This is a genomic window from Pantoea sp. (assembly GCF_039594315.1).
Classification (GTDB): Bacteria; Pseudomonadota; Gammaproteobacteria; order Enterobacterales; family Enterobacteriaceae; genus Pantoea.
Genome location: NZ_JBCNNP010000034.1, coordinates 1 through 12,142, shown reverse-complemented (window position 1 = coordinate 12,142; position 12,142 = coordinate 1). Strand labels below are relative to the sequence as shown.

The 12,142-nt window shown below is 52.6% G+C and carries 15 protein-coding genes and 1 pseudogene; 4 read left to right on the top strand and 12 right to left on the bottom strand.

Features of this window, described 5'->3' with window-relative positions; translation table 11 throughout:
- Window positions 1-40: 40 nt before the first annotated feature.
- The 9 genes from flgJ to flgB form a co-directional block, all read right to left on the bottom strand.
- Complete coding sequence (gene flgJ, locus ABDW13_RS16835; protein ID WP_343553701.1) at window positions 41-967, bottom strand: flagellar assembly peptidoglycan hydrolase FlgJ; 927 nt, start codon at window positions 965-967, stop codon at window positions 41-43.
- Complete coding sequence (locus ABDW13_RS16830; protein ID WP_343553699.1) at window positions 967-2,088, bottom strand: flagellar basal body P-ring protein FlgI; 1,122 nt, start codon at window positions 2,086-2,088, stop codon at window positions 967-969. The genes flgJ and ABDW13_RS16830 overlap by 1 nt, the downstream gene beginning before the upstream one ends.
- Window positions 2,089-2,095: 7 nt before the next feature.
- Window positions 2,096-2,743, bottom strand: coding sequence for a flagellar basal body L-ring protein FlgH (locus ABDW13_RS16825; protein WP_343553698.1), 648 nt, complete (start codon window positions 2,741-2,743; stop codon window positions 2,096-2,098).
- Window positions 2,744-2,869: 126 nt separating this feature from the next.
- Window positions 2,870-3,652, bottom strand: a complete 783-nt coding sequence (gene flgG, locus ABDW13_RS16820; protein ID WP_343553697.1) for a flagellar basal-body rod protein FlgG — start codon at window positions 3,650-3,652, stop codon at window positions 2,870-2,872.
- Window positions 3,653-3,674: 22 nt separating this feature from the next.
- Complete coding sequence (locus ABDW13_RS16815) at window positions 3,675-4,412, bottom strand: flagellar basal body rod protein FlgF (protein WP_343553696.1); 738 nt, start codon at window positions 4,410-4,412, stop codon at window positions 3,675-3,677.
- Window positions 4,413-4,422: 10 nt separating this feature from the next.
- Window positions 4,423-5,646: a flagellar hook protein FlgE gene (flgE, locus tag ABDW13_RS16810; RefSeq protein ID WP_343553695.1), complete on the bottom strand. Its 1,224-nt coding sequence runs from the start codon at window positions 5,644-5,646 to the stop codon at window positions 4,423-4,425.
- Between the two features lie 28 nt (window positions 5,647-5,674).
- Entirely contained in the window at window positions 5,675-6,367 is a 693-nt protein-coding gene (locus tag ABDW13_RS16805; RefSeq protein ID WP_343553694.1) for a flagellar hook capping FlgD N-terminal domain-containing protein, read from the bottom strand.
- Window positions 6,368-6,379: 12 nt separating this feature from the next.
- Window positions 6,380-6,784, bottom strand: coding sequence for a flagellar basal body rod protein FlgC (gene flgC / locus ABDW13_RS16800; RefSeq protein ID WP_343553693.1), 405 nt, complete (start codon window positions 6,782-6,784; stop codon window positions 6,380-6,382).
- A 6-nt stretch (window positions 6,785-6,790) separates the two neighbouring features.
- Entirely contained in the window at window positions 6,791-7,204 is a 414-nt protein-coding gene (gene flgB, locus ABDW13_RS16795; RefSeq protein WP_343553692.1) for a flagellar basal body rod protein FlgB, read from the bottom strand.
- Window positions 7,205-7,462: 258 nt separating this feature from the next.
- Between flgB and flgA the strand changes: the two genes are divergently transcribed.
- From flgA to flgN, 3 genes are all read left to right on the top strand, one after another.
- Window positions 7,463-8,164, top strand: coding sequence for a flagellar basal body P-ring formation chaperone FlgA (flgA, locus tag ABDW13_RS16790; protein WP_343553691.1), 702 nt, complete (start codon window positions 7,463-7,465; stop codon window positions 8,162-8,164).
- A 77-nt stretch (window positions 8,165-8,241) separates the two neighbouring features.
- Window positions 8,242-8,526 carry a flagellar biosynthesis anti-sigma factor FlgM gene (gene flgM, locus ABDW13_RS16785; RefSeq protein WP_343553690.1) on the top strand — a complete coding sequence of 95 codons (285 nt, stop codon included), beginning with the start codon at window positions 8,242-8,244 and terminating at the stop codon, window positions 8,524-8,526.
- Window positions 8,527-8,546: 20 nt separating this feature from the next.
- Complete coding sequence (gene flgN, locus ABDW13_RS16780) at window positions 8,547-8,990, top strand: flagellar export chaperone FlgN (protein ID WP_343553689.1); 444 nt, start codon at window positions 8,547-8,549, stop codon at window positions 8,988-8,990.
- A gap of 132 nt (window positions 8,991-9,122) precedes the next feature.
- On the opposite strand, the gene ABDW13_RS16775 is transcribed toward flgN, so the two are convergent.
- From ABDW13_RS16775 to fliD, 3 genes are read right to left on the bottom strand one after another with little or no spacing between them, the layout of a single operon-like run.
- Window positions 9,123-9,416, bottom strand: coding sequence for a flagellar protein FliT (locus tag ABDW13_RS16775; protein WP_343553687.1), 294 nt, complete (start codon window positions 9,414-9,416; stop codon window positions 9,123-9,125).
- The gene (fliS, locus tag ABDW13_RS16770; protein WP_343553686.1) at window positions 9,409-9,816 is read right to left on the bottom strand and encodes a flagellar export chaperone FliS; all 408 of its coding nucleotides are present in this window, start codon (window positions 9,814-9,816) and stop codon (window positions 9,409-9,411) included. Before fliS ends, ABDW13_RS16775 begins: the two co-directional genes overlap by 8 nt.
- Before the next feature lie 44 nt (window positions 9,817-9,860).
- Window positions 9,861-11,372 (bottom strand): flagellar filament capping protein FliD, encoded by a 1,512-nt coding sequence (gene fliD, locus ABDW13_RS16765; protein ID WP_343553685.1) that lies wholly within the window; start codon window positions 11,370-11,372, stop codon window positions 9,861-9,863.
- A 317-nt stretch (window positions 11,373-11,689) separates the two neighbouring features.
- Here fliD and ABDW13_RS16760 point away from each other — a divergent pair.
- Window positions 11,690-12,142: pseudogene (locus tag ABDW13_RS16760) on the top strand (flagellin FliC); the annotation flags it as partial.

Here is a 12,142-nt window from a genome sequence, read left to right as displayed (position 1 = left end):
TTATTTCATCGGTGATTACAAAATTCTCTAAAACGACTTTCTAAAATAATTTCGAAATATCGCTTTGATAGGCAGAAACGCCTTGCTGAATATTGCCTTTCACTTTTTGAATGATGGTGATGAGCTTTTGTGCGTAAGCCGGATCGGTAGCGTAACCACCCGCTTGTAACGCTTTCGCGCCTTGCTCTGGCGTGGCCGATTCCACCACGCGGTTGTAGCGCGGGTTTTTCGTCAACAATTTGGCGTAATCCGACAGCGCATGTTCATAGGATTCGTAGACGCGGAACGCGGCTTTGACCTTGCGCTTCACGCCGTCGATATATTCGGTGGTGGTGATTTCGGTGGTTTTGCCCTGCCAGTCACCGGTGGCTTTGATACCAAACAGGTTGTGACTCGGCGAGCCATCGGCGGCGGGAATCTCGCGTTTGCCCCAACCTGATTCCAGTGCAGCCTGCGCCAGAATCAAATGCGGATGCACCCCGCTTTGCTGCGCCGCTTGCTGTGCCGGGCGCAGCAGCCGGGTGATAAACGGATGCGCACCTTCAGTTGCTTGCCCGAACGACAGCGGTGCTGGTAAACGCAGCGGGCCACTGGCGCGAATATTGGCGGTTTCCCCCACCAGCGACATCGGGCCGCGACCCGGCGCACCGACCTGGCTGCCTTCACTCTCGCCACCCAACTGGCGTACGATAAGATCGGCAAAGCCGAGCTGATTACTCCCGGCAATATTTTGCGCTACTTGCTGATCGTGCATCGCGGTGAACATTTCTGACGATTGGCTATGCATCAAATCATCTTTGATGGTTGCATCGCGCATGCTCTTCATCATCATTTGCACGAAGATGCCTTCCATCTGCTTCGCCGCCGCTTTTAGCGCATCCGGCGAGGCGCGCCCCGCCTCGCGTTTGAGCGTGTCCAGCGAACGCATGTCGAACGCCGGACGATCGTACTTATCGAATTTCTCCATTAGTTAATCTCCAGCTTAGCGCGCAGGCAGCCGGCGTTTTTCATCGCTTGCAGAATCGACATTAACTCGTTAGGCGTTGCGCCAAGATTGTTCAGTGCGCGTACCACGTTGTTGAGATCGGTACTGCTGCGCACGCTCTGCAATGATCCGCCCTGATCGCGTACCGAAATATCGGTTTGCGGTGTCACCACGGTTTGGCCGCCGCCAAACGGCGTATCTGGCTGGCTGACCACGTTGTTTTGCGTCACTTCCACCGTTAGCGAGCCGTGCGCCACCGCGCAGCTATCCAGCGAGACATGGCGATTCATCACCACCGAACCAGAACGTGAATTGACGATTACCTTGGCATCCTGCACGTTTACGCGCACTGGAATGTCCTGGATATTGGCAAGAAAACGCACGCGCGAGGGGCCATCGGCAGGCGCAAACAAACGCACAGTGCGCGCGTCTTCCGGGATTGCCGCGCCACCGTTGTAACGACGGTTGATCTCATCGCTGATCAACTGCGCTAGCGAGAAATCGGATTCGTTGAGCTGCAAACGCACCACGTTTTGGCTGGCGAAATCATTCGGTACTTCACGCTCAACCGTCGCGCCACCACTGATGCGGCCGCCGTTCAGTTGATTAACCTGTACGCGGCTGCCACCGGCTTGCGCGCCAGCTCCGGAGATCAGGATGTTACCTTGCGCCATGGCGTAGATTTGGTTATCTGCGGCTTTCAGTGGCGTCATCAACAGCGTGCCGCCACGTAGACTTTTAGCGTTACCCAGCGACGACACCACAATATCGAGCTTGTCGCCAGAGCGGGCAAACGGTGGCAATTCCGCCGTTACCATCACCGCAGCGATGTTTTTCAACTGCATATTCGTGCCAGGCGGCACGGCAATACCGAGCTGCGACAGCATGTTGTTGACGCTTTGTCCGGTGAACGGCGCCTGCATGGTTTGGTCGCCGGTGCCATCCAAACCGACGATCAAGCCGTAGCCCATCAAGGCGTTAGAGCGCACGCCCTGCACCGTCGCCAAATCACGAATACGTTCGGCGTGCGCCAGTTTCGGCATACTCAGCATCATGCCGTAGAGCGCGATGCTGATAATAAAGAGAAGGAATTGTTTATTCATCGCAGTATCAGAAAGGAGAAAGATTCAGGAACAGACGCTGCAACCAGCCCATAGTCTGCGCTTCGTTGATGTAGCCATTGCCGACGTACTCAATGCGCGCATCAGCCACTTGCGTGGAAGGCACGGTATTGCTGCCGCTGATGGTGCGCGGATTGACCACGCCAGAGAAACGAATGAACTCGGTGCCCTGATTAATCGCGATCTGCTTTTCACCCACCACGCGCAGGTTGCCGTTAGGCATCACCTCATTGACGGTGACGGTGATGGTGCCGGTGAAGGTATTGCGCGCCGCCGCGCCGCCTTTGCCGGAGAAGTCGTTTTTGCCTTCAGCATCAAAGTCTGCTTTGCCGTCACCTAACCAACTGTTCATTTTGGTCGGTACCGCGATCAGCCCCATTCCAGCCGATCCATTACGGTTAGCACTGGCGGAGGAGCTCTTGCTGGCGCTCACGTTCTCCTGCAACAGGATGGTCAGCGTATCGCCAACATTGCGCGGACGACGATCCTCAAACATCGGCTGATAGCCGTAGTTCATCGCCTGGCCCGACATAAACAGTGAGCCGCTGGTGCCGACCGGTGCCATCGGTAATGGTGCTGCCGAAGTAGGCCCTTCGACCAGGGGCTTCTGCAAAATGTGCGCACAACCGCTGATCATCAGTGCGCCTGTGCACAACAGGACGCGCAAAGTAGCCGCTGGCGAGAGAGTTAAAAATGGTTTCATATCGATGTCGTTAACGGTCTGCGAGCGCCGCCAACTGGCTGCGCCCGCAGAGAACGGAAATTACAGCTGCGAGAGGCGTTGCAGCATCTGGTCAGAAGCCGATACCGCTTTACTGTTGATCTCGTAAGCGCGCTGCACCTGAATCATGGTGACCAACTCTTCCGCCACGTTGACGTTAGAGGTTTCCACGTATTTCTGTTTCAGCGTGCCAGCATCTTCCATGCCCGGATTCAGCTCGTTCGGTGCACCCGACGATTGAGTTTCGCGGTACAAGTTGCCACCGACGCTCTCCAGACCGGCTTCATTGACGAAGCTGGCCAGCGTCAACTGACCAATCTGCTGCGGTTGCGCCTGACCGGCGATGGTCACGCTGACGATACCGTCGTTGCTGATCTGCAAGTTCTTCGCATCCGGCGGGATCACGATGCCTGGCTGGATCGGATGGCCTTCCGCATTCACCAGCTGACCATTTTCGTTTTTGTCGAAATGGCCATCACGCGTATAGGCGGTGCTGCCATCTGGCATCTGCACCTGGAAAAAGCCTTTGCCTTCAATCGCCACATCGGTTTCGTTACCAGTTTCGTTGTAGCCACCTTGGGTGTGGATACGCTGCGTTGAGACCGGACGTACGCCGGTACCCAGCTGCAAACCGCTGGGCAAGGTGGTTTGTTCCGATGCCTGTGCGCCGGGCTGACGCATGGTTTGGTACAACAGATCCTGGAACACCGCACGCTGCCGTTTAAAGCCATTGGTATTGACGTTGGCCAGGTTGTTGGAAATCACATCCATATTGGTCTGCTGTGCTTCCAGACCGGTTTTTGCAATCCATAAAGAACGGATCATCGTAAGACTCCTCGGTGGGCGGTTAGCCCACGCTCAGTAACTGGTTGGCCTTCTGGGCATTCTCGTCGGCGCTGCGGATCACCTTCATGTTCATCTCGAAGCCGCGGGAGTTGGCGATCATCTCGGTCATGGCTTTCACCGGGCTGACGTTGCTGCCTTCCAGTGCTTCCGGGCTGAGACGCAGTGCGTAGTCTTGTGCCAATGCATTACCGCCGGCGGCGCGGAACAAACCGTCATCGCCGTGCAGCAAATCGGCCATATCGGCGTTGACCATCTTCAAACGGCCAACCGGCACCACGGCGGTGGGATCGTCACCCGCGCCTAACGCAGAAATGGTGCCGTCAGCGGCAATGGTGACGTTGGATTGCGGCGGCACAGCTAATGGCGCGCCATCGCCCATCAGCGGTTTTCCACCCACGCTCAAGGCGCCTTCGCTGTCGACTTCGATGGTGCCGTTGCGGGTGTACCCTTCGCTGCCGTCGGGCATCGCTACCGCCAGCCAGCCGTTCTGTGGCAGTGCCACATCGAGACTGCGGCCGGTGTGGGTAATCGGCCCCATGGTGTTGTCATGGAACGGAGTGGACTCCGCCACCAGCGCACGCGTTTGCAGGGTTTCGCCCTGAATCGGTACCGAGCGGAAGGCCGCCAATTGCGAGCGGAAACCGGCAGTTGAGCTGTTAGCCAGGTTATTCGCGGTCACCGCCTGGCGGTTCATTGAAGCGCTGGCGCCGCTAAGGGCGGTGTATATTGCGCGATCCATTTAGCTATCCTTAACGCAGGTTAACCAACGTCTGGAGTAGCTCAGACTGGGTTTTGATGGTTTGCGAGTTCGACTGATAGTTGCGCTGATAGACGATCATGTTGACCATCTCCTGGCCCATATCGACGTTAGAAGCTTCGAGTGAACTGCCGTTGACCGTACCGAAGCTGCCGGAACCCGATGTACCGAGGAATGGCTGGCCTGATTGCGGCGTTTCGCCCCACAGGTTATTGCCCTGCGCTTCCAGACCACCGCTATTGGCGAAATCGGCCAGCACAATTTGAGCCACAGTTTGACGCTTACCGTTACTGTAAGTCGCGACGACTTCACCGCTGTCACCGACGATAAAGGTCTGATATTTGCCCGGCGCCTGGCCATCAATCTCTTTCAGTTTCATGGTGCTATCACCGCTGTATTTAGTGATCGCAGAGAGATCCAGATCGAGATCCAATGGTGTAGCGCCATTGAATGATTCGCCTTTGACGTTGATCTTGGCATTCGCCATGTTGAGCGTGCCGTCGGCATTAAAGGTTAGCGGGAAAGGCGTTGGCGGCACTTCAATGCCTGTGGGATCCAGCTCAGGTGACGTTTCGTTGCGCGCATAAGCGGTCCAATCACCGGCGCTGGTCTGCACGAAGTAGAGCTTGACGGTGTGCTTATTGCCGAGACTATCGAACGCTTCAACCTGGCTGGTGTAGTTATAGGTTTCAGCATCTTCGTGGTCGAAAGGTGCGGTGATGATGTTGGTATCATCGGCTTTCAGGTTGCCGGTCAATGAACCGGCGGTTGATGCCGCTGGCGGCATATCGCCGGTTGGGATCTGGATCGGCCCGACTGGCGCGCCAGGCTGGATGGTTGGCGGTGTACCGGTGGCCTGATAGCCGGTCAGGAATAATCCGTTGGTTTTGTTAATGATGTTGCCAGTGGCATCCAGATCGAATTGGCCGTTACGTCCGTAATAAACGCCGCCGCCTTCATTCTGCATGCGGAAGAACCCTTTACCCTGAATACCGATATCCAGGTTACGACCGGTGAAGCTTAAGCCCCCATCGTTGAAATTCTGAGTGACGCCCGCCACCTGCACACCCAAGCCGACAGAACCGGCAAAGATATCGGCAAAGGCAATTGAACCACTTTTAAAACCGTAGGTTTGTGAGTTAGCAATGTTGTTGCCCACCACGTCCAGCGCTTTGGCTGCCGCGTTGAGGCCGCTGAGACCTTGAGAAAAACTCATAATAAAATTCCAAAATAGAGGTAAGAAGTTACTTTTGAATCACAACCACTTCGCCCATCGAAATAGGCTCGTGGTTCAGCAGATGCAGCACCGCACCGTTTGGCGTCATGGTTACGCCTTGCACCACTTCCTGCATCAAACCAATTGCTTCCGGGCTTTCACCTTCGGCATTTTTGGCTTTGAAGCTCAGGGTGTATTCGGTATCTGGCGCGGGTCCAGGCTGAGGCTGGAAGTTCTCCAGATCATCGAGGCTATAAGTCTTCACCCCAGACTTAACGTTCTTCAGTTCAGCGGTGTAGGCGGAACCGTCAGCATCGGTGAACGTCACGGTGACGGTGTCAGCATCGCCATCCAGCACAAAGCTGAACTTCTCTGCGCCTTCTGCGCCTTCTTGCTGAATGCCAATGCCGCTGTTGAAGGTGACTTTTGGATCGCCCTCGATCAGCACGCTGCGACCGACCCACGATGAGGCGCTCATGCTGCCAAGTTGCGCCATCATCGCCTGCACGCCGGTGACGGTGCTGTTGAGTTTCTCCACGCCCGCCGCGGTGTTGAACTGCGCCAGCTGTGCTGTCAGCTGGTTGTTGTCCATCGGATTGGTGGGATCCTGATTCTGCATTTGCGCCACCAACAGCTTCATAAAGCTGTCAGTGAGATCGGCGGCGCTGTTGCCATTGCCGTAATTGTCCGATCCGCTGTTGTTGTTAACTGCTGCAACCATGGTGATAAATCCTTACTGACCCAGAGTTAAGGTTTTCAGCATCAGGGTCTTAGCGGAGTTCATCACTTCCACGTTGGCCTGATAGCTGCGGGAAGCGGAAATGGTGTTGACCATCTCGTGCACCACATTGACGTTCGGCATGCGCACATAGCCCTGCTCATCCGCCAGTGGATTGCCAGGCTCATACACCAGACGATCCGGCTCGGTGCTCTCCACCACTTCACTGACCTTCACGCCACCAATGTCATGGCCCGCCGCAGGATCAACTGAGAACACCACCTGACGTGCGCGATACGGTTGGCCATCTGGCCCAACGGCGCTGTCGGCATTCGCCATGTTGCTGGCGCTGACATTAAGGCGCTGGGCTTGAGCCGCCATGGCCGATCCTGAAATATCAAATACGCTGAATAGCGACATTTCGTATTACCCCTGACTCAACACCGTCATCATTTTCTTAATATCCGCACCGAGGAAAGTCAGCCCTGACTGATATTTCACGGCGTTATCCGCGAAATTGATGCGCTCACGATCCATATCGACGGTATTACCATCCGCACTAGGCTGGTCTGGCACGCGATATAGCAACTGCGCATCGTCAAATGGCATCGATTTTCCTTCGATGTGCTTATTAGAGGTTAATGACAGTGAGACTGATTGTTTCGCCATCGATGAATTATCCATGGCTTGCTTTAACTGCTGTGAAAAATCAATATCTCGCGCCTGATATCCTGGCGTATCGGCATTCGCAATATTTGATGCCAACACATCCTGACGGCGTGAGAGTAGACCTAACGCTTGCTGTTGAAAGCGAAATGCGTCATCAAGTTTATTGACCACTGCGCTAACTCCTGTCTGGCTTTATTTTAACTGCGTTAGTGTAGACAGCAGTGGTGAAATATCACACTGCGAAGAGCCGACAGAAATAAGCGCTTTTAGCGAATTTAGAAAATGAATTAATTACAAGGAGTTTTAATTGGCTTTAATGGCGACAAAAGTGTTGCCATTTACCTCATTAAAATAGATTGAAAGGCGTTTATAATTTAACCACGAGAAATAGCGAGCGCCACTTTATCGGGTTTTAAATAAGGCAACAAGATGAGGCACCCATTTTTTACTTTCCCACTCTTCATGCTAGCGTGTTATTCCGCGCCATTGCTGGCCAGCGTACCGGCGGCAACGTCAGCGGATCAACGCCTGCAAGTCAGACTCGATGCTTTACTGACACGTTCATTCGCGGGAAATGAAGAAATTGTTCGCACCGCTGAGTTACTGGCAACGCCAGCCCAGCTTGCTGCCGTTTGCGATAACCCGGAACTGAGTCTGGCAGGCAATGATAGCCGCATAACCGGCAAACGCACTGCCATCGCGCTATGCGGCAAGCGCAAACATTATTTGCCGATTCGCATCAGTGCCCAAGGCCGCTGGTGGGTGGCGCGGCAAAATTTGCCGAGTGGCGCGGTGCTACAACGCAGCGATATCGAAGCCATTAGCGGCAATCTGGACGGACAACCGACTGGTCTGGTTTTTAATGCCGATGCGATTGTTGGTCAGCGCCTGACGCGCGCTGTCGTGGCGGGTAAACCGTTGCTACAAAATCAATTGCGGCAGCAATGGCAACTGCATGCCGGGCAAACGGTGGATCTGGTCACCGTCGGCGATGGCTTCCGTATTCGCTCGCAAGGCAAAGCGCTCAATAACGCTGCGGTAGATGGCACACTGAAAGTGCAGACACGTAACGGTCAGACAATACTGGGTAAAGTGGATGCTGATGGGCAGGTGATGATCTTTTTACGATAAAAATTTTAGTTATTTCGTCGAGCACCGATGAGTGAAGTATACGCGAGAGCGAAATGATATGAATGCCGAGGAATATGATGATTGACAGCACCCAACCGACTCAGCCTATTGGTCCAGTAACCAGCCAGGATTTGCGCGCGCGAACCACGGCAAAAGAGAGCCAGGCACAAGAAAGCCAGTCTGACAGTAAGAGCTCGGTCACGCTCAGCACGCTGACCAAAAAGATTCAGAACGACGACAGCCGTGATGTCGATTATGCGCGAGTGGCCGAGATGCGTGCCGCATTAGCAGCGGGCGAACTGCCGCTTGAGCCGACCAAAATTGCTCGGGCGTTAGTGCAGGATATGTTTGAGTCTCATTAATAGCGGGATGTTTTAAGGTTATGGATAAGTTGTACCCAATACTGGCGCAGATGAAAACGTCTCTGGATGAACTAGAGGCGATCATGATTGAAGAGGTTAATCAGCTTAACCGTGCGCAAATTAATCCAGTTTCGCTGCAAGTGCTGACAGATAATAAAAGTCAGCTACTCTCGGCGATCCAGTATTACGATGAAATGCGTCGCCAGCAGGAACAATTGTCCGAAATTGATGCACCTTATCAGGGACAAATAAAGTTATTTACTTGCTGGCAGCAAGTGACCGAAAGAGTACGAAATACCAAAGCGCTGAATCAAAAAGTTGAAACACTGCTGCATAGCCATATGCAAAAAAATCAACATATGCAGAAAGTGGTCGATCATGTAGGTAATACCAATACGTTGTATGGTGCAACCGGTGAATCCAGCCAGCTGCCAACCGGTCGCAAATACAACATCAGCATTTAACCTGTCATTTTATTTCGTTCGTTGTTCTACTTGCTCGCCTTTATAGGCGAGTTTTTTTGCTTTGAATAAGTTAAAAAATCAGGTCACCATAAATGGCGACCCTACATAATAATCAGTGCTGGAATTAAAAAGTTAAACGGCGTTGTAGGCCTGAGATGAGTGGCGAGATTTGCGCATAGCGGTCATTTCAGCGCTGAGGGAATTAAGGCGAGTTTGAATGCACTGGCGTAAAATTGCATCCTGAGCGAATAATTGTTGCAAGGCATCAATGCAATTGAGTTGGCTAACATCCTGCGCACGCAGCTGTTTCAACTCGTTGGTATAGTGTTCAACACCGGCGACAAACTCATCCCAGTTTTCACTCTGCGCCAGCATCAATAACTGCTGGTTAAATGCCAGCAGTTGCTCAATAGCCTCCTCAGACATGTTTCACCTGACGATTTTGCGGATCAATGGCTTTCCATGTTTCTGCCATATCGGCCATCAAACTGATCAGTTGCGGCAGTTTTTCTCCCGATTTATTCATATTGGCTTCCAGCAAATTGCGCGATACATATTCGTACAAACGTTCAAGATCGGCTGGGATCTGTCCGCCAATGTCATGATTGAGACCCGCGCGCAGGCCATTATCAATGATATTAATGGCGCGTGAGATCATCTCGCCGCGACGGGCAATATTGCCCTGCTGGAAATAGATTTCCGCGCGGCGCATCGCGTTGATGGCACCATCAAATAGCATGGTAATTAATTGATGCGGCGTGGCACCGGCAATTTGGCTGTCGAGAGAAACGGCGGAGTAGGCATTTTTGCCTTTATTGGTATACATCATTACATCCTGCCGGGCAGATAAACTGCCCGGATAAGTGGTTGTTATCCCATGATGCCGAGCAATGCGGCTTGCAACTGCTGACTCATGCTGTTCATTTCGGTCATCGCTTTATCGAGACGCAAAAACTCTTTTTCGCTGCGCTTCAGGCTGTCTTCAATGCGCTGTTCCATCCGCGTGATCTGTTTCGCCACGCGCGTTTCCTGCTCCTTCAGACCTTTAATCGCCGTTGCAATGGCACCTTCGGTTTTGGGTGTTTTTTCGCTATCACCCAAATAGCTTTTAAACACGTCTTCCAAACCGTCTTTAATGCCAGGTTTACCCTCTTTGCCAAGGAACAGCGCTTCCACTTCCTTCGGGTTATTTTTCAGCGCCGCATCGAGTTTTTTATTATCAATCGATAAGCTGCCCAGCGTCCCGGTGCGATCGTCACCGGTATTGCCATCAAATTTAACGGTAATGCCCAGGCTGCCGAGAGTTTGGAACACGTCACCGGCTTCACCAAAACTTCCCATAGTGGTGGATTTCACCAGGCTGGTGAGGCGGCGCAACGTACCATCACCAAACAGCGCACCATTTCCCGGATTCGGCTGCGCCAGATCACCGCTGGAACCTTTCACCGGCTCCTTATAGGCGCTGGCGGTGCCTGCGGCGCTGAGGAAGTTGTTGTACATTTTGACAAAATCTTCAATCAGGCTCTTAACCTTGGAAGTGTCCGCGGTGACGGCCAGCGTTTCTGCTTTCAAATCCCCATTGTCATCTTTTTCGGAAATTTCACGCAGCTCAAAGGTAATGCCTTCAATCGCATCGGTGATGGTGTTAGAGCTGCGTTCAACCTTGGCACCGTCGATGGTCAGAATGGCGTTCTGTGCCGCATTGATTTGCGCAGCGCGTTTATCGTTGAAGCTGGGATCTCCGGGGATGTTGGCATTTTTTGGATCGTAATCCAGCACATCAGCCAGCTTACTATCACCGGTGACTTCCATTTTGATTTCACCGTCAGTACCGGTTTTCTTCGAGGTCACCACCAGTTGGAATTCACCGTTTTCTGCTGGCATGACTGACGCGCTGACATCACCGTTTTTCGCATTAATCTTCTTGGCAATTTGCGTCAGCGAGGTTTCGTCATCTTTCAGCTCCACGTCCATGGTTTTACCGTCACCAATGGTGATGCTCAGGGTACGAGTGGCCGCATTGTCGCCCAACTGATCGCTGTTACTGGCTTGCGCAGGAGTGCCGATTTTGTGCGATTTGGCTAACTGCTCAACAATCACCGAATAACTGTTGGGGATGGCGCCGTTACCGGCCGTGGCTTTGAAGGATTTGTTATCGCCGACGCTTACGCCGTTGAAACCCTCATCCTGCAATTTACCCAAATTGGTTTTCAGCGAATCGAGCGAGCTGGAAATCTTGCCCCAGGATGAAACCTGGCCATTGAAATTGCTTTGTTTGAGGAGATACGGATTGAGCTTTTTGCTCTCCGCGCCTTTCATCTGCTCTAACAGAGCAGGAATATCAAGCCCAGAACCACCGAGTCCTGAAATAGGCGTTGCCATGATGCATATTCCTTTAAGTGAATAAGTGAGGGTTACACTGACTCCCATCGGTGTATTGGGCGTTAAGTTTAATTTTTTACTTATAGAGCAACAATATCTAAGCGAGTGGAATACACAGACGTGCGCTTATTGGTTAATTAATTAATGCTATGGCGATAAATAGCGTCATCATTGACGACAATTCATTGTTTTTAATTTTATCCAAAAATTTATTTCAGTGATTTTCTTCGGCTCCGATGAATAGGGTATGCGCAACAATTCACGCATATTTATGCTGCCACGCTTGGCAGCGTTCATTCGCTAAAAGGAAATCGATTATGGCCCAAGTTATCAATACCAACGCACTGAGCCTGATGGCTCAGAACAACCTGAACAAATCTCAGACCTCTCTGGGCACTGCTATTGAGCGTCTCTCTTCAGGTATGCGTATCAACAGCGCGAAAGATGATGCGGCTGGTCTGGCTATCTCAAACCGCTTCACCTCTTCTATCCGTGGCCTGACTCAGGCTGGCCGTAACGCCAACGACGGTATCTCCATGGCGCAAACCACTGAAGGCGCGCTGGGTGAAGTGACTGAAAACTTGCAGCGTATCCGTGAGCTGACGGTTCAGGCGAAAAACGGCACTAACTCTTCTGACGACCGCGCGTCAATCCAGAAAGAGATCACTGCCCGTCTGGACGAGATCAAACGTATCTCTGAAACCACCAACTTCAACGGCGTTAACATGCTGGACGGTTCACGCGACAAGCTGACCATTCAGATCGGCGAC

Bases quoted from the DNA above. Each gene is read 5' to 3' on its own strand.
- fliD (WP_343553685.1), bottom strand. From the start codon at position 11,372: ATGGCAACGCCTATTTCAGGACTCGGTGGTTCTGGGCTTGATATTCCT.
- flgJ (WP_343553701.1), bottom strand. From the start codon at position 967: ATGGAGAAATTCGATAAGTACGATCGTCCGGCGTTCGACATGCGTTCG.
- flgE (WP_343553695.1), bottom strand. From the start codon at position 5,646: ATGAGTTTTTCTCAAGGTCTCAGCGGCCTCAACGCGGCAGCCAAAGCG.
- flgM (WP_343553690.1), top strand. From the start codon at position 8,242: ATGATTGACAGCACCCAACCGACTCAGCCTATTGGTCCAGTAACCAGC.
- ABDW13_RS16825 (WP_343553698.1), bottom strand. From the start codon at position 2,743: ATGATCAGCGGTTGTGCGCACATTTTGCAGAAGCCCCTGGTCGAAGGG.
- flgN (WP_343553689.1), top strand. From the start codon at position 8,547: ATGGATAAGTTGTACCCAATACTGGCGCAGATGAAAACGTCTCTGGAT.
- flgG (WP_343553697.1), bottom strand. From the start codon at position 3,652: ATGATCCGTTCTTTATGGATTGCAAAAACCGGTCTGGAAGCACAGCAG.
- ABDW13_RS16775 (WP_343553687.1), bottom strand. From the start codon at position 9,416: ATGTCTGAGGAGGCTATTGAGCAACTGCTGGCATTTAACCAGCAGTTA.
- ABDW13_RS16805 (WP_343553694.1), bottom strand. From the start codon at position 6,367: ATGGTTGCAGCAGTTAACAACAACAGCGGATCGGACAATTACGGCAAT.
- fliS (WP_343553686.1), bottom strand. From the start codon at position 9,816: ATGTATACCAATAAAGGCAAAAATGCCTACTCCGCCGTTTCTCTCGAC.
- ABDW13_RS16815 (WP_343553696.1), bottom strand. From the start codon at position 4,412: ATGGATCGCGCAATATACACCGCCCTTAGCGGCGCCAGCGCTTCAATG.
- ABDW13_RS16830 (WP_343553699.1), bottom strand. From the start codon at position 2,088: ATGAATAAACAATTCCTTCTCTTTATTATCAGCATCGCGCTCTACGGC.
- flgC (WP_343553693.1), bottom strand. From the start codon at position 6,784: ATGTCGCTATTCAGCGTATTTGATATTTCAGGATCGGCCATGGCGGCT.
- flgA (WP_343553691.1), top strand. From the start codon at position 7,463: ATGAGGCACCCATTTTTTACTTTCCCACTCTTCATGCTAGCGTGTTAT.